Annotated in this window: 19 protein-coding genes and 1 tRNA gene; 9 read left to right on the top strand and 11 right to left on the bottom strand. The window is 56.3% G+C overall.

The annotated features are described in order from the left end of the window. Window positions 1-7: 7 nt before the first annotated feature. Window positions 8-595 (top strand): imidazoleglycerol-phosphate dehydratase HisB, encoded by a 588-nt coding sequence (gene hisB / locus ACR0BD_RS09555; protein WP_480589924.1) that lies wholly within the window; start codon window positions 8-10, stop codon window positions 593-595. Then, the gene (hisH, locus tag ACR0BD_RS09550) at window positions 596-1,234 is read left to right on the top strand and encodes an imidazole glycerol phosphate synthase subunit HisH (protein ID WP_480830129.1); all 639 of its coding nucleotides are present in this window, start codon (window positions 596-598) and stop codon (window positions 1,232-1,234) included. 4 nt (window positions 1,235-1,238) lie between these two features. Here hisH and ACR0BD_RS09545 read toward each other — a convergent pair whose 3' ends face one another. Further along, complete coding sequence (locus tag ACR0BD_RS09545; protein WP_480830128.1) at window positions 1,239-1,640, bottom strand: DUF2147 domain-containing protein; 402 nt, start codon at window positions 1,638-1,640, stop codon at window positions 1,239-1,241. A 134-nt stretch (window positions 1,641-1,774) separates the two neighbouring features. Between ACR0BD_RS09545 and hisA the strand changes: the two genes are divergently transcribed. Next, window positions 1,775-2,500, top strand: coding sequence for a 1-(5-phosphoribosyl)-5-[(5-phosphoribosylamino)methylideneamino]imidazole-4-carboxamide isomerase (gene hisA / locus ACR0BD_RS09540; RefSeq protein WP_480830127.1), 726 nt, complete (start codon window positions 1,775-1,777; stop codon window positions 2,498-2,500). 24 nt (window positions 2,501-2,524) lie between these two features. On the opposite strand, the gene ACR0BD_RS09535 is transcribed toward hisA, so the two are convergent. Then, window positions 2,525-2,905 (bottom strand): hypothetical protein, encoded by a 381-nt coding sequence (locus tag ACR0BD_RS09535; protein WP_480830126.1) that lies wholly within the window; start codon window positions 2,903-2,905, stop codon window positions 2,525-2,527. A 118-nt stretch (window positions 2,906-3,023) separates the two neighbouring features. Beyond that, window positions 3,024-3,470: a DUF302 domain-containing protein gene (locus ACR0BD_RS09530; protein ID WP_480696151.1), complete on the bottom strand. Its 447-nt coding sequence runs from the start codon at window positions 3,468-3,470 to the stop codon at window positions 3,024-3,026. A 120-nt stretch (window positions 3,471-3,590) separates the two neighbouring features. Between ACR0BD_RS09530 and hisF the strand changes: the two genes are divergently transcribed. From hisF to ACR0BD_RS09515, 3 genes are read left to right on the top strand one after another with little or no spacing between them, the layout of a single operon-like run. Then, the gene (gene hisF, locus ACR0BD_RS09525; protein ID WP_480696153.1) at window positions 3,591-4,352 is read left to right on the top strand and encodes an imidazole glycerol phosphate synthase subunit HisF; all 762 of its coding nucleotides are present in this window, start codon (window positions 3,591-3,593) and stop codon (window positions 4,350-4,352) included. Next, the gene (locus ACR0BD_RS09520) at window positions 4,349-4,666 is read left to right on the top strand and encodes a phosphoribosyl-ATP diphosphatase (protein WP_480830125.1); all 318 of its coding nucleotides are present in this window, start codon (window positions 4,349-4,351) and stop codon (window positions 4,664-4,666) included. Before hisF ends, ACR0BD_RS09520 begins: the two co-directional genes overlap by 4 nt. Window positions 4,667-4,725: 59 nt before the next feature. Then, complete coding sequence (locus tag ACR0BD_RS09515) at window positions 4,726-5,292, top strand: hypothetical protein (protein WP_480830124.1); 567 nt, start codon at window positions 4,726-4,728, stop codon at window positions 5,290-5,292. Between the two features lie 2 nt (window positions 5,293-5,294). Here the strand turns inward: ACR0BD_RS09515 and ACR0BD_RS09510 are convergent, their stop codons facing one another. The 4 genes from ACR0BD_RS09510 to rlmB all read right to left on the bottom strand — a co-directional run bounded on the left by ACR0BD_RS09510 (window position 5,295) and on the right by rlmB (window position 7,585). Next, window positions 5,295-5,765, bottom strand: coding sequence for a CoA-binding protein (locus tag ACR0BD_RS09510; RefSeq protein WP_480830123.1), 471 nt, complete (start codon window positions 5,763-5,765; stop codon window positions 5,295-5,297). A 199-nt stretch (window positions 5,766-5,964) separates the two neighbouring features. Beyond that, the gene (locus ACR0BD_RS09505) at window positions 5,965-6,414 is read right to left on the bottom strand and encodes a YHS domain-containing (seleno)protein (protein WP_480696161.1); all 450 of its coding nucleotides are present in this window, start codon (window positions 6,412-6,414) and stop codon (window positions 5,965-5,967) included. 108 nt (window positions 6,415-6,522) lie between these two features. Beyond that, entirely contained in the window at window positions 6,523-6,831 is a 309-nt protein-coding gene (locus tag ACR0BD_RS09500; RefSeq protein ID WP_480696163.1) for a hypothetical protein, read from the bottom strand. After that, window positions 6,812-7,585: a 23S rRNA (guanosine(2251)-2'-O)-methyltransferase RlmB gene (gene rlmB, locus ACR0BD_RS09495; protein ID WP_480830122.1), complete on the bottom strand. Its 774-nt coding sequence runs from the start codon at window positions 7,583-7,585 to the stop codon at window positions 6,812-6,814. Before rlmB ends, ACR0BD_RS09500 begins: the two co-directional genes overlap by 20 nt. A gap of 116 nt (window positions 7,586-7,701) precedes the next feature. Between rlmB and ACR0BD_RS09490 the strand changes: the two genes are divergently transcribed. Then, window positions 7,702-7,785, top strand: a tRNA-Tyr gene (locus ACR0BD_RS09490). A 362-nt stretch (window positions 7,786-8,147) separates the two neighbouring features. On the opposite strand, the gene ACR0BD_RS09485 is transcribed toward ACR0BD_RS09490, so the two are convergent. From ACR0BD_RS09485 to ACR0BD_RS09470, 4 genes are all read right to left on the bottom strand, one after another. Then, complete coding sequence (locus tag ACR0BD_RS09485; RefSeq protein WP_480696167.1) at window positions 8,148-8,669, bottom strand: DUF2478 domain-containing protein; 522 nt, start codon at window positions 8,667-8,669, stop codon at window positions 8,148-8,150. 298 nt (window positions 8,670-8,967) lie between these two features. Then, a complete protein-coding gene (locus ACR0BD_RS09480) occupies window positions 8,968-11,031 on the bottom strand; it encodes an ABC transporter permease (RefSeq protein ID WP_480830121.1) in 2,064 nt (687 codons plus the stop codon). Then, on the bottom strand, window positions 11,028-12,077 hold the full coding sequence (locus ACR0BD_RS09475; RefSeq protein ID WP_480830120.1) for a quaternary amine ABC transporter ATP-binding protein: 1,050 nt from the start codon (window positions 12,075-12,077) through the stop codon (window positions 11,028-11,030). The genes ACR0BD_RS09480 and ACR0BD_RS09475 overlap by 4 nt, the downstream gene beginning before the upstream one ends. A 10-nt stretch (window positions 12,078-12,087) precedes the next feature. Then, window positions 12,088-13,038, bottom strand: a complete 951-nt coding sequence (locus ACR0BD_RS09470) for an ABC transporter substrate-binding protein (RefSeq protein ID WP_480696173.1) — start codon at window positions 13,036-13,038, stop codon at window positions 12,088-12,090. Between the two features lie 384 nt (window positions 13,039-13,422). Here ACR0BD_RS09470 and ACR0BD_RS09465 point away from each other — a divergent pair, with 384 nt between their 5' ends. Both ACR0BD_RS09465 and ACR0BD_RS09460 read left to right on the top strand, forming a co-directional pair. Continuing rightward, window positions 13,423-14,085 carry a DNA-3-methyladenine glycosylase I gene (locus ACR0BD_RS09465; RefSeq protein ID WP_480830119.1) on the top strand — a complete coding sequence of 221 codons (663 nt, stop codon included), beginning with the start codon at window positions 13,423-13,425 and terminating at the stop codon, window positions 14,083-14,085. A 41-nt stretch (window positions 14,086-14,126) separates the two neighbouring features. Beyond that, window positions 14,127-14,813 carry a hypothetical protein gene (locus ACR0BD_RS09460; RefSeq protein WP_480830118.1) on the top strand — a complete coding sequence of 229 codons (687 nt, stop codon included), beginning with the start codon at window positions 14,127-14,129 and terminating at the stop codon, window positions 14,811-14,813. Window positions 14,814-14,815: the final 2 nt, after the last annotated feature.

Here is a 14,815-nt window from a genome sequence, read left to right as displayed (position 1 = left end):
TTCGCCCATGCGCAGCGCAAAGATCAGCCGCCAAACCGCCGAGACTGAAATCTCGGTCGAGGTCAATCTGGATGGAACAGGCCAGTATGACAACCAGACCGGCGTTGGCTTCTTTGACCACATGCTGGACCAGCTGGCGCGCCATTCGTTGATTGATATGACGATCCGCGCCAAGGGCGATTACCACATCGACGACCACCACACTGTCGAAGATACAGGGATTGCTCTGGGTCAGGCGCTGACGCAGGCACTGGGGGACAAGAAAGGCATACGTCGTTATGGCGAATGCCACTTGCCTATGGATGACGCGCAGGTGCGCTGCGCCCTTGATCTGTCGGGGCGTCCGTTTCTGATCTGGAACGTGGACCTGCCAACTCCCAAGATCGGCACATTCGACACCGAGCTGGTGCGCGAGTTCTTTCAGGCACTCAGCACGCATGGCGGCATCACGCTGCATATTGATCAATTGCACGGCTTCAACAGCCACCACATCGCCGAGGCGGCCTTTAAAGCCGTCGCGCGCGCCCTGCGGTTGGCGGTTGAAACCGATCCACGCAAAGCCGATGCGATTCCGTCCACCAAAGGCGCATTGTAAATGCTAACGGCAATTATCGACTACGAGAGCGGTAATCTGCACTCGGCTGAAAAAGCGTTTCAGCGTATGGCGCAAGAGGTTGACGCGGGAGAGGTTGTGGTGACCTCGGACGCAGATGTAGTCGCCAGTGCGGACCGTCTGGTGCTGCCCGGTGATGGCGCATTTCCGGCCTGTGCTGCCGAGTTGCGCGGTCACAAAGGCATTTATGACGCAATGGTCGAGGCGGTCGAACAAAAGGGCCGTCCGTTTTTGGGAATTTGCGTTGGCATGCAACTGATGGCCTCCAAGGGTCACGAATACAGCGAAACCGATGGTTTGGGCTGGATTGCGGGCGACGTGGTACGCATCGAACCCTCGGACAGCGCGCTGAAGGTCCCCCATATGGGTTGGAACAATTTGATTATTGAGAACGCCCATCCGGTCTTTGCTGGTGTGGAAACAGGCGACCACACCTATTTCGTTCACTCATACCATTTCCGCGTGACAGATCCCGCACAGCGTCTGGCTTATGTTGACTACGGCCAAGAGGTCACGGCCGTCGTCGGCCGCGACACAATGGTCGGTATGCAGTTCCACCCCGAGAAAAGTCAGGACGTGGGACTGCGCATGATCGGAAACTTCCTGACCTGGATGCCCTGAACGTTTATTGAACGCGTGTCCAGGTCTGCCCACGGCAGACCAAACCCCCAGCGACGCAGCCTTTGACGGTCAACTCGTTCTGACTATCCAACGTCATTTTCGAGCTATAGGTCTTGCCGCGATCAGGTGCCCAGATCTTACCGTCATCATAGCTACCGCTGCCTTCCGGGATCATGTCCCAGATGATCTGCTTACCCAGGTTTTCGTATTCCAACTGCTCGTTGCCATCAGCATCGAAAGCGGTGTCGATAGTGCCGCAAATCGCGCTACCACATTCCGCGATGGTGACGTGTAAATAGCCACCCGTATCACCCGGCTCTGTCTTCCACAGGCCGTCAACCGGATCCGCTGCCATTGCGCCTGTTGCCAGCATCGCGAAGGTGGCGGCAAGTGTAACTTTCTTCATGGTGTTCTCCCTGATTTGCGCCCAGTCTGGCCCGTCGCTTGCAATCGGGCAAGAATGACCCAGCGTCGCGTTGCATCCCCTGCCCTGCATGTGCGATATGCCGCGCATGTAACAGTGATATAGGGCCGCCCAACATGATCCTCTACCCCGCCATCGACCTAAAAGACGGCCAGGCCGTACGCCTGCTGCGCGGTGAAATGGACAAAGCAACGGTTTTCAACGAAGACCCAGCAGCACAGGCGCGTGCCTTCGTCGATGCAGGGTGCGATTGGTTGCACCTTGTCGATCTGAACGGCGCATTTGCGGGCGAGCCCGTCAACGCCGCCCCGGTCGAAGCGATTTTGGCTGCGTGCAACGTACCGGCCCAGTTGGGCGGCGGAATTCGCGACATGGCCACGATCGAGACGTGGATCGAAAAGGGATTGGCCCGCGTCATTCTGGGAACTGTTGCTGTCGAGAATCCCGATCTGGTTCGACAAGCCGCAAAAGCCTTCCCGGGCAAAGTTGCCGTCGGAATAGATGCACGAAACGGTATGGTCGCCACCAAAGGCTGGGCCGAAGAAACCAACGTCCAAGTCACCGACTTGGCCCGCAGTTTCGAGGACGCTGGCGTTGCCGCGATTATCTATACGGACATCAACCGCGACGGTGCTATGCAAGGCCCCAATGTCGAGGCAACCGCAGCCTTGGCAAAGGCCGTGTCGATTCCCGTCATTGCATCAGGCGGGGTCAGTTCACTGGATGACCTTATCGCGCTGCGCGATTGCGGCGTCGAGCTAAACGGCGCCATCTCGGGTCGTGCCCTTTACGATGGTGCCATTGACCTTGCCGAAGCTTTGGAAGCAATCAAGCGCCCCTGATACCGGGGCGCTTCGTCTGGGAGGTTACTTCATCTTCCAGCGATTTTTCAAAGGCTTGCCATCTTTGTACATTTCGAACTCTTTTTCGCCGGTCTGTACAACTTGCCAGCAGCCTGACCCACTACCCCAGTCTTCGCACCATTGATCGCCTTCGACATACCATTTGGCGTCATATTTTGACCCCCCATAGTTGCCGGCAATTTTTCCCTTTTTGCGTCCGGTGCTGTACGCCTGCGCCCAAGGGGTTTTACCATCGGTATTCGAGATACCCGAAAGGGTTGATCCCGGGAACGTGGCCAAAAGCTCTTTCTGCGTCATGAAATCTTGCGCCTGCGCATCAGAGCTAAATGTCAGCACCAAAGCTAAAGCTGCGGAAACAGATAGGAAACTAGGGCGTATAGTCATAAAAAATCCTCCCAATAGGTGTTAGAAATGCCGTTAGTCTAACACATGCAGGCTTCTACCCAAAACCTGCGGAGGACTTAGCGCGCCAGCCCAACGAAGAACCGGCGCGCCACAAGGATTACTGAGCGGCGGCAGCGGTCAGTTTCGCCAATGCGCCGCGCATCTTTTCGATAACCGGTGCTTTTTCGACCTCGTCAAAGTCATCCATGGTTTCTTTTGGGTCTTCATAGATCAACCAGACCTGACCATCGGCATCCTCATAGGCTTGCACCTTGAGCGGCAGGAACAAGCCTGCGCGCGGGTCTATCTGCATGGCAGGCGTGCCAAGCTTTGGGTTGCCAAAGATCAGCACCTGGTTGGGCGGAATCGGTGTACCCACCTTTTCAGCGCCTGCCGCATGATCGATGCGTGCAAAGACGGTTGCTCCGGCATTGCCGACCGCGGCCTCCAGCGCATCCAGCACCTCAGGCACTGATTTTTCAGTTTTTACTTTGATGATGTCGTCGGCCATGGCGGACAGGGTGCCTCCCAGAGTTAGGATTGAAGCAAGCAAAAGGTGTCGCATATCGTTATTCCTTTTCATGAATTTCACCCTTAATTTCCATAGCTTCACGTGACATCACAATCACAAGTCTGGCATCGGCGGGGCGTTGCCGGTAAAGGTGCGCTGAACAAAGGACTTATTATGCTGAAAACGCGCATTATCCCCTGTCTGGACGTCGCTGATGGCCGCGTCGTCAAAGGTGTGAATTTCGTTGGCCTGCGCGATGCAGGCGACCCGGTGGAATCAGCCAAGGCCTATGACGCGGCTGGCGCGGACGAGATCTGTTTTCTGGACATCCATGCCACCCATGAAAACCGTGGGACGATGTTTGACGTGGTCCAACGCACGGCTGAGCAATGCTTTGTTCCGTTGACCGTCGGTGGCGGTGTGCGCACCAAAGACGACGTACGCGCCCTGTTGTTGGCGGGGGCGGATAAGGTCAGTTTCAATTCGGCCGCAGTAGCCAACCCCGACGTCATCGCAGAAGCCGCCGACCAATTCGGCAGTCAATGCATCGTCTGTGCCATTGACGCAAAAACTGTCAGTCCCGGCAAGTGGGAGATCTTTACCCACGGAGGGCGCAAACCAACCGGAATTGACGCGGTAGAGTTTGCGAAGACCGTGGTCGCAAAAGGCGCAGGTGAAATCCTGCTGACGTCAATGGATCGAGACGGCACAAAGGCCGGGTTCAACCTGCCACTGACTCGCGCAATTTCGGACGCGGTTGCCGTGCCGGTCATCGCATCAGGCGGCGTCGGCAATCTGGACCATCTTGTAGAAGGGGTAACCGAGGGTGGAGCAAGCGCTGTGCTTGCGGCTTCGATCTTCCATTTTGGTGAGTACACGATCCGCGAAGCCAAGGAACACATGGCTGCCGCGGGCATCCCGATGAGGCTGACATGAGCATTTTGCACGAACTGGCCGCAACAATCGAAGCGCGCAAAGGGGCCGATCCCGACAGCAGCTGGACAGCAAAGCTGCTGGCGAAAGGCCCGGAGAAATGCGCCGAGAAATTCGGTGAAGAAGCCATCGAAGCCATCATCGAGGCCGCGAAAGGCGATCAGGCAAAGCTGACATCCGAGGCGGCCGACGTGCTGTACCATCTGCTTGTGATGCTGGCCGCACGGAACGTTACGCTGGACGAAGTGCTGGATGAGTTGGCCCGTCGTCAAGGGATCAGTGGGATCGACGAGAAAGCCGCGCGTCCAAAGGCGTGACGGCATGCACATCCTCGCCTAGTCTGATCAGGTTAGATGGACGATCCGAAGGCTGTGACATGATCAGAGCATTACTGCTTGGGCTGGCATTAACCGCTTTGGGCGCGTGCGCCACCGCGCCGACGTCAAACGGGGATGAGGTTCAGCGACTAGAGGCCGAGATCCTCAGCCTCGGCCCGGGCGTTGATCCTACTGAGGCCCGTCGTGCAGCCCAAATCGCCTACGCCTACACTGCGCAGTTGGTCGAGGAATATGAAATCACGGATCCTCCACTGATACACAATGCGAAGGTCAACAAGGGCCTGCGCCCGCGTGGGCTGTGTTGGCATTGGGCCGAAGATATTGAGCGGCGTTTGGGTCAGGAAAACTTCGAGACGTTGGACCTGCACCGCGCAATCGCAAATGCCGACAACCCATTTCGCATCGACCACAGCACCGCTCTTATCAGCCGCAAAGGCGATACAATGTACGACGGAATTGTACTCGACCCCTGGCGATACGGTGGGGTTCTGTACTGGGCCCCGCTGGCTGAGGACACACGTTACGAATGGGTTCCCCGGGAAATCGTTTTGGAAAAACGACGGCTGGAACAATACGGCGAACTTAAACCTTACGTCGCAAACTAACCCTACAGTTTGGACGAAATTACACCGGTCGCAAAACCACCCATACGCAATTCACCGAACAGGCGCTGATATTCGATCTTTGGACAGCGGTTCATAACCACATCCACGCCACGTGCGCTGGCAGCGGCTGCAGCCTCTTGATGTTCAACGCCGATCTGCATCCAAATCGTGCGCAACTGGGGCAGCTCGGCCAAGGCCTCGTCTACGATAGGCGGTACCGACTCAGAGCGGCGGAAGATATCAACCATGTCGACAGGCTCGGAAATCTCGGACAGCGACGCGCGCACCTTTTCACCAAATAACTCTTTGCCCGCGTGACCTGGATTTATCGGAATGACCTTGTAGCCCTTTAACGACAGGTAGCGCGCCACGTAATAGCTAGGGCGGACGGGGTTCATCGAAACGCCCACGACAGCCACAGTTTTCGTGCGTCGCAGGATGTCTTTTAGAAATGCATCAGTGTAGTCGGCCATGTCGCCACCCTATGCGCAGGACGCAAAAGAAAAAAGCGCCCAGGTAAAGACCCGGGCGCAAGGTGTTGGAACGAGGGACAGTGAAATGACCCGCGGCAGTTCCGTTCCGCGGTCACTGTGACATTTAAGCACGAGATCGGAGAAAAAAAGAGGGGGTGCGCGTTTTTGTGATGACAGATCACGAAAAGCGGAAAACAGCCTATTTTTCGTAGAGCACAACGGGCCAATTGGCCTCGGCCATGCGGATGTATCCGGCCGTATCGCGTTGCCACCTTTTTTCGATTTCCGGCGAGTGCGTCAGGTACAAACGCCCATCGATGACCTGCCACAGATTCGGATCAGTACTGACCAGCTTGCCTTGCGCCATGGCAAATGCGCAGTACCCACCGAATTGCGGCGCGTATGCACGGGGGTTCATTTCGAAAGCATCCCGGTTTTCAGCCGAAGCAAAGTGCCACTCTGCCCCCTTCCAAACAACGGAATACTCTGGAAGTCCACGAACAGGCGTACCGCTATTGAAATACGAAACCGCATCGTAACCTGCCATAGCTGCGCCATCCGTCTTGTAAAAGACAGGCAAGTCCTGCGCGAACGCAGCAGGAGCAAGTACAGCGGCGGTCAGTGCGCCAAGAAGAAAGCGTCGGTTCATCATCATCGCATCGTGTTTAAGAAATCAGCCTAACAAGATGCAATTTATTTACACATCTGAAACTCGCATTAACGCGGATGTGATCGCTCGTGTGTGAATAAAGCAGCGTTAGTCGAAAATATCTTCGATCGCATCCCAAGCTTCATCCAGGACACGCGAGAACATACCCTTTTTCTTCTTTTTGTTTTTGTACCCTTTCGAGGGTTTGAATGATTCACGCTTGGGTTTTGAGTCGTTCAGTTTCCGCTTGGGCACCATCTTCAGATCATGCAGAGGTGCTCCGCAGCTAGAGCAACTGAGTTCATGTCGCTGTTTTCCTTTCAGAACCAGCGCAGCTCGGGTACCGCAATAGCAGCACGTGGCGATTTTCGAAGGCGTGGAAATGGCGCTCTCCTGTTTATCTGTGTCGTGAAGCATATAATGCGATTGCGGCAGCATTTGAGACGTTCAGCGATCCAAATCCGCCCGATGCGTCGATTTTCACCAATTGATCGACTGTCTCTTTGGTTTTTTGCCGCAAACCAGGCCCTTCGGCCCCCAATACCAACGCAACGGGATGATCCAGCTTGTCATCCAGAGCTGTTTCAATGGTCTGCTCAGCTTCGCCATCCAGCCCCAAAACCAGAAAGCCCATATCCTGCAGCGCGACAATCGCGTCCGCCAAGTTTCTGACGCGCAGGTAAGGCTGACGTTCCAGTGCGCCACTGGCCGTCTTGGCCAACGCCCCGGTTTCCGGTGCCGAATGATGCCGGGTTCCAATAACTGCACTGGCCCCCAAAACCTCGGCCGAGCGTAGAATCGCACCCACGTTATGCGGATCGGTAACCCGGTCCAGTAGAATGACCCGAGGATGCGCACGGCCGATACAGTTCTCGGCCAGCCCTCCCCAATCCAAAGGTTTGACTTCCAGTGCGGCCCCTTGGTGAACAGAACCCGGATCAATCGGTGCCGTGAATTTGCGCGGATCCACCATCTCGGGGATGATTGCAGCGAATTCAATGGCTTCGGCCAGTTTGTCTTGCGCGTTTCGCGTCACAATAAGGCGCAGTTTCTTGCGGTTTGGGTTCATCAGCGCATCGCGCACGGCATGCAATCCGAACAACCAAACAGTTTCAGCCGAGGCCGCCTTGCGCGCCTGTTCCTTTTCAACGACCCACTTGGGTTTCTTCATTTCTTGGGCCTCCGGGCCGGGAATTCGGTTTCCTGCGTCAAAGCGGTATTTTCCTGTTGACGCTCCTTTAAGGCGCTAGTAATCACGCCTCCACGTCAGGTGCAACGCCTGACAGTGGGCGACAGGCCGCAAGGTGTGGCAGGGGACTGTAACTCCCTCGCGGAGACGCACGCCTGGTTCGATTCCAGGGTCGCCCACCACTTTTACAAGCTTCCCAGAGATTTGGACTAAAGCTCGGGCCTTGAATGCTATGGTGGTTCCCTACAGCAAGGGCCCTTAGTCAATCTGCGTTGTCCTCTTACAAAACACTAGCTTCGAAACGAGCTTTCCGAATCTAAGGAGCGGCCAAGGAGTGTCCCCGCAGACCGTTCTAAGGATGGGTTCGGGTTAGCTGCAGAGAGAACACCTTGTCTTTGGACCACCGCGGCTAATTGTCGACTCGTATTGGCTAAAGCCTTCATTGACGTGCGTGCTCGACACTCGAAAAGAAAGACAGAGCGCCACTAAGCGAAGGAGGTGTTCCCGACCCAAAGGTCTGGAACACCCACTCATCTGCCGACACTCAAGCCGCCGCAGAGCTTTGCGCCGTGACGCGCTCGAACCACTCGATTACGGCATCCAGCTCGGGCACTACCTCTTCTGCGGCGCCGTCTGTGAAGGCTTGGAACTTCTCTATGTTCAAGCCGTTTACTCCGACCAGAACCGGTATGTCCTGCGCCAGCGCCTCGGCGATCACGGGGCGGAAGCCACGCCCATCGGCCTCATGTTTGCCAAACTTATTGACGATCAAAAGCTGCGGTGCATCCTCCAGCGAAGCGGTCACATGTCCCACGGCTTGTTCCAAAGCGGCCGGGTCCAGCCGACAGCCGCGGGACTGGGTTCCAAGAGACTGAGAAATACGTATGGTATCGCCCTCGGGCAGAACGCGGACATCCATGTCGCATTTGCTGCTGTCAGCGCATTCAGTGTTCGTCTGCACCACACCGGCCAATCGCGCGCCGGATTTCAGAAGATGTTCGGCAGCAGCGCTGAGTAGACGATCCGTCGCTCCGCGGTCGGTGGTGGTGACATAGGCCAGGTGCATTCAGAGACCCTCGTAATGTTAGTGTGACAAACCAGATAGCACGCATGCCCCCAATCGGCCACTCCTGCACGCTACAACACGGGCGACAGACCAATCAAAGCTGCGTGCAAGAGGAACAAAACGGTGAATTGCAGCCCTGAGCTGAGGTTTTGCCAAGCGATATTGCCTCGGAATTAATGCGTCTGCGCGGGATCAACCAAGACATTAGGGACTAGGTTGCATTCAGCTCAGGTCACAAGGACGATGTCGTATTCGGCTATGTCACGAGGCGGGGCGGCACAACCGCCCCTACCCCTGATCATAGCCCCAAAGCTTTGCGGCGTTCTTCGGCAAAGCCCTGAACCATTCGATCTGCGATTAGCGCCAGTATCGCCATCGCGGCACCGGCGGAAATTCCAAGCCCGACATCCGCCTGCCCTAACGCGAGATAGATCGACTGGCCCAGACCGGTGGTCCCGATCAGCGCCGCGATCACAAGCATCGCAAAAGCGTAAAGGATGGTCTGGTTCAATCCCAGCAAGATGGTCGGCGCGGCATAGGGTGCGCGCACGTCCCGCATGATTTGCCATTCGGTCGCGCCACTGGAAATAGCGGCCTCCATCATTTCTTCTGGTGTGTTTACCAGCCCGTGACGAGTGTACCGGATCATCGGCACAACCGCGTAGGCACAGATTGCAAGAAAGGCCGAGAATTCGCCGATCTGAAACACCATCAAAACCGGGATCAGAAAGACGAACAGCGGTATCGTCTGCAGCATATCGCAAATCGGTCGAACGACACTCCACACTGGCGACCAGACTGCACTGGCCAAACCGATCAAGCCGCCGACAATGGCACAGGCGAACACCGCAGCACCGCTGAGGTAGAGCGACAACAGCGCCCTCTCCCACAGGCCCGAAACAAGAATGGTGCAGAGCAGCCCAACGGACAAAGCAGCAAGACGCCACCCTCCGGCAACATAGCTGAGGGCAGCGGTAGCGGTCAGGACGAAAGGCCACGGAAGGTTGGAAATGCCAGTTTCCAACATGCCGATGAGGATTAGCACAACCAACCCGCCGGTCAGGTGCCCGCGCCATGCCATCAGACCGGCAATAACAGCACCGACAGCGAACAGGCCATAGCTCATTCCTGCTGTCCATTGGAACCCCCAAGTGAATGGCAGAACGGCCTGATCCAGCCCTATACGCAACGGCAAAAGTACGTAGAACAGCGCATTGTTCTTGAACGCATCCAACCAAGGACCATTAGCTTGTGTGAAAGCCGTCAAGCCACTGTCGATGGCTTCGGCCATCGGGTCGAGCACGGTCAGTTCCGAGGGGTTCGGCAACCAAGCCCAAAAGGCGACAGTGAACAACACAGCAAAGCCCAGCATGGCCCAGACAACGCGTCGATCATGGCGTTTGCGCTCGGTCGCAAGGGTTCCGCTCATACGGTCTATGACGACTGCAAACACAACGATGACCAAGCCGGCCATCAGGGATTCGCCGAACTGCGCCTTGCGCATGGTGAGCAGGACTTCCCACCCGATATCGTTAAAACCACCGATGACAGCGGCGATGATAACCATCGAAAGAGCAGCCATAAGGCACTGGTTCACGCCGATCATGATCTGCGTCGCGGCCGCGGGGATTTCCACTTGAAACAGTTGCTGAAACCGAGTGCCGCCGGACATGATCGCGGCCTCTTTGATCTCGGGCTCTACCCGCTCGAGCCCGAGCATCACGTTGCGAGCCATTGGCGGGGCAGCATAGATGGCCGAGGCGATCAGACCTACCACCGGACCAAAGCCAAACAACAACAGCAATGGTGTCAGATAGGCGAAAGTTGGCACTGTCTGCATGACGTCCAACACCGCCTGAACGAACGACTTCACCCGAGGGATTTCATTGGCGAGGATGCCGATCGCCCCGCCGACCACCAGCGCTACGGGGACCGAAACGGCCACCAGCGCCAGCGTATTCATGCTTTCGGCCCAATACCCTGAGGCCAGTACAAAGCTCAGGCCCAAAAAGCCCAACGCCGCCATCGGCAGACCACCAAGGTACCAGCCCAGCGCCGTCACCAATCCAATCAGAATTGGCCAGGGTGTGTTCGCCAACACGAAATTGGCTGCGTCCATCGGATAGGCCATCAGATCGGAAAACAGCCGCATGACCGGTTTGATGCCGTTCAGAAACCAATCCAGGAACACCCCAACCCATTGGGTTGCTGGTAATTCCCATGCAGTCGGCCATTTGACCAACCAAGGCGCAACACCTTCCAGTGCCAAACAAACTGCACCGACAACAACCGTGATCAACGCTGCCTTTGCGCCAACAGTTAAACGCACCTGTTGTGCGGGAATATCGGTAAGCGCAGTCATGTCTCGTCTACCTGCAACGCGGCGGCCAAGTCTGACGGATGAACGGTGCCGACGATATTGCCCGCCTCATCGCGCACCGGCACGGGCTCATAAAGCTCCATGCAATGCGCCAAGGCGGCGTCCAGCGTCATCGAGGTCGTCAGACCCGGATCGTCCGGGCCGCGCTCGGCCTCGTCGCGCATGACCGAAGCAACCTTGGCATGCTGCCCCTTGGCCACGTCTTTCGAAAACTCTCGCACGTAATCATCCACGGGGCGCAGCACGATATCCGTGGGCGTGCCGATCTGAACGATCTTGCCATCGCGCATGATCGCGATTCGGTCAGCCAGCTTCAACGCTTCCTGAATGTCGTGCGTTATGAACACGATAGATTTCTTCAGCGTCGCCTGAATACGCAGAAATTCATCCTGCAACTGGCGGCGGATGAGTGGATCAAGCGCCGAGAATGGCTCGTCCAGAAACCAGATATCCGGGTTAACAGCCAAGGACCGTGCAATCCCGACACGCTGCCTTTGACCACCTGACAACTGGCGGGGGAAACTATCCTCGCGGCCTTCCAGGCCCACCAGTGAAATGACCTCTTGCGCACGCGCCAAGCGCTCAGTTTTGCCGACACCTTGCACGCGCAGCGGATAAGCCACGTTTTCCGCGACGGTCATATGGGGAAACAGGCCGAAATGCTGGAATACCATGCCCAGCTTTTTGCGGCGCAGGTCCGTCAAAACCTTTTTTGACGCACCCATCACGTTTTCACCGTCAACGCGAATTGCACCACCCGTCCCGGGCAAAAGCTGCGATATGCATCGTATCAACGTGGACTTGCCCGAACCGGACAACCCCATGATGACGAACAGCTCGCCTTCCTTAACTTCGAAATTGGCATCCTGCACGGCGGGGATAAACCCGTTTTCCCGCAGATCAGCAGCTGCTTTGTCCGCATCATTCCCTGACCGAGACAGCGCGTCGGTCAGGGCCTTTTCAGCACCGGGGCCAAAGACCTGCCAGAGGTTCTGGCAGGCAATGGCTGGCGTTTTAGCGTCAGTCACTTAGGCAGGCTCACTGGGTTGCAGCGTCAACAACCGGGCGCCACTTGCCTTCGTTTTCGGCCATCCATGCCGCGACGACCTCTTCGACTTTACCACCGTCAACGTCGATGGCCCCCATCATTGGCTGCTGATCCTCGACCGCCAATTGGTAGTTGCTGAGGATTTCAAAGGCCGCCGGCCATTTGTCTTCCATACCGCTCCAGCTGGCTTTGAAGATACGCGAAGGTGAGAAATCGCAGTCATTCACCGCGTTGGGGTTCGGGCCCCATGCCGGATCGTTGAAGCACGCCTCTTCGCCGACTGGCAGGTCGACGAACTGCACGTCATAGGCCGACATGGCCCAATGTGGCTGCCAGAAGGTGATCAGCAATGGCGACTTGCGCTCGGTCGACGCGCGGAGTTCGGCGATCAATGCGCCCTCAGACCCTGCAGGAACCGCTTTGAACGGAAGTTCCAGACCGGTCATACGATCGGCACCCGGAGTACCCCAATCGGCGGGATAATCGACCAGACGTCCACCCGGCAATGTTTCTGCCGTGGCAAAGACCTGCGCGCATTCTTTCAGGGCTTCCCATGCAGGCAGGCCCGGGCACAGCTCGGCGACATGGGCCGGGTATGCAATGCCTTCTTTGGCGTCCAGACCCAGATCGCCGATCTCAACGACCGTGCCCTCTTCGACTTTCTTTGCGTACTCGTCTGACACGTTCGACGACCAGATTTCCAACGTCGCATCAATGTCACCATCAGCCAACGCCTGAAACTGGTTCATCATGCCTGCGGTCACATATTCCACGTTGTATCCCGCGGCTTTCAGCATTTCGCCTGCGACATGCGTCGTTACGTGCTGACCGGTCCATTCGTTGACGGCCAGTTTGATCGGCTCATCCACCGCACCCATGTCAGCAGCGTAGGCGGAACCAGCAACTGTCATTGCCAAAAGGCTTACACTCAGTTTTTTCATCAACATTCTCCCTGTCTTCTTTGTTATTGGCGCCTCGGCATCGCGAAGCGTTTGTCTCACGACAATACCATGTCGCAACATGCACAAAATAGGCTGAAAAAGGAAAGCGATCTGTGTGATCCAAAGCGGATTAATTCGCCCGCACACGCCCCGTTTGTCCCCATCCGCCTTTATGCGCAGATCCCCTTGACCTTTCTTGTCTTCACATTGTTTTGGGTCAGGTTATTGATTGACGAGTCAATCACAAACCCGAATTACCTGTTTTGTCGAGTATTTTTTTCGAAGTGGCAAAGATTTTTTCTTGAATTCGCAAACGCGGACATCATGCACAGCCCTTGCCACCAGCACACCGAAAAGCAACGTTAGGCGCGAAGGAGCCCGCACATGCATCATTTTGACGAGATTTTCGCAATTTCCGCCAAACGTCACGGTGGACCAGATGCGCTGGAGGAAAAACTCAGCAAGCCCAAGTCCATCAAAGAGTTGGAGGAAATGCCCGAAGACCGTTGGCTGTCCGTGCTGACAAAGTGCATTTTCCAGGCTGGCTTCAACTGGCGGGTCATCGAAAACAAATGGGATGGCTTCGAGACCGCCTTTGACGGCTTTGATGTCGGGCGCTGCGCCTTTATGGACGATGAAAAGTTCGACTCGCTTTTGCAGGACACCCGCATCGTTCGAAACGGTACAAAAATCGCGACTGTACGCGATAACGCTGCCTTCCTTCTGGAACTGCGCGAGGAAGGTGGGGCGGGAAAAATTCTGGGCGGTTGGCCATCCAGCGATTACATTGGCCTTTTGGCGATGTTGGGTAAGCGCGGCTCGCGTCTGGGCGGTGCATCTGCGCAATATGCTATGCGTTTTGCAGGTCGGGACAGCTTTATTCTATCGCAGGATGTGACTGCGCGCCTGGTCGCTGAAGGTGTGATCGACAAAGCGGCAACCTCCAAGAAAGCGATGACCGCGGTCCAATCCGCTTTTAACACCTGGATGGACCAATCCGGGCGGTCTCTGACTGAAATCAGTCGCGTTTTGGCAATGAGTGTCTGAAAACGGGTTGCAGAGGCGGAAACACGCATTAGGCTTTGATCATGTTGCGACTGTTTTTGATGGCGTGTCTTGTCTTTCTTTTCGCATGCGGTCGCCCGTTGACCGAGCAAGAGATTGCGTTTGCCAGTGCCATTCAAGGTGATACTCTGGACGTCGGCAATGTTCGCCTTGTCGAAGGCGCGCCTGTCGCACCGATCACCTTTTATCGCCAGAACCGTCCGCGCCTTGCATGCCGCGAGCGTATTCTGCCCCCACCAAAAGAAGGACCGGTCACTGCCAAACCAGCGGCGGTTGCATTGTTCAACAAGGTCTACTTCACAAAGGACTGGTACCTTGAGGACTATATGTCCGACTTCCCCGAGGAAATGAACCTGATTGCCGCTATGCTGCTTGCGCATGAGTTAACGCATGTCTGGCAATGGCAAAACCGCAAGACAACGGGATACCACCCTCTTCGGGCCGCAGCTGAACATGGCGGCAGCAAGGACCCTTACCTTTTTGATTTAAGCACTTCGCCGGACTTTCTCTCTTACGGGTTCGAGCAACAGGGCGCGATCGTCGAAGAATATGTGTGCTGCCGAGCGCTGGATCCTGCTGCTCCCAGGACACAGCGCCTGCACGACATGCTGGGCGCGCATTTCGACCTTTCGCCCCTTCCCGGTGAGCGCCGGGAACGGGCAGTGGTCATCCCATGGGCTGATGCCGAGATTGACGGGATTTGCAGTTAGTC

Source organism: Ruegeria sp. G5 (assembly GCF_056533365.1).
The sequence above is the reverse complement of the archived record's forward strand: the minus strand, read 5'-3'. Positions and strand labels throughout refer to the sequence as shown.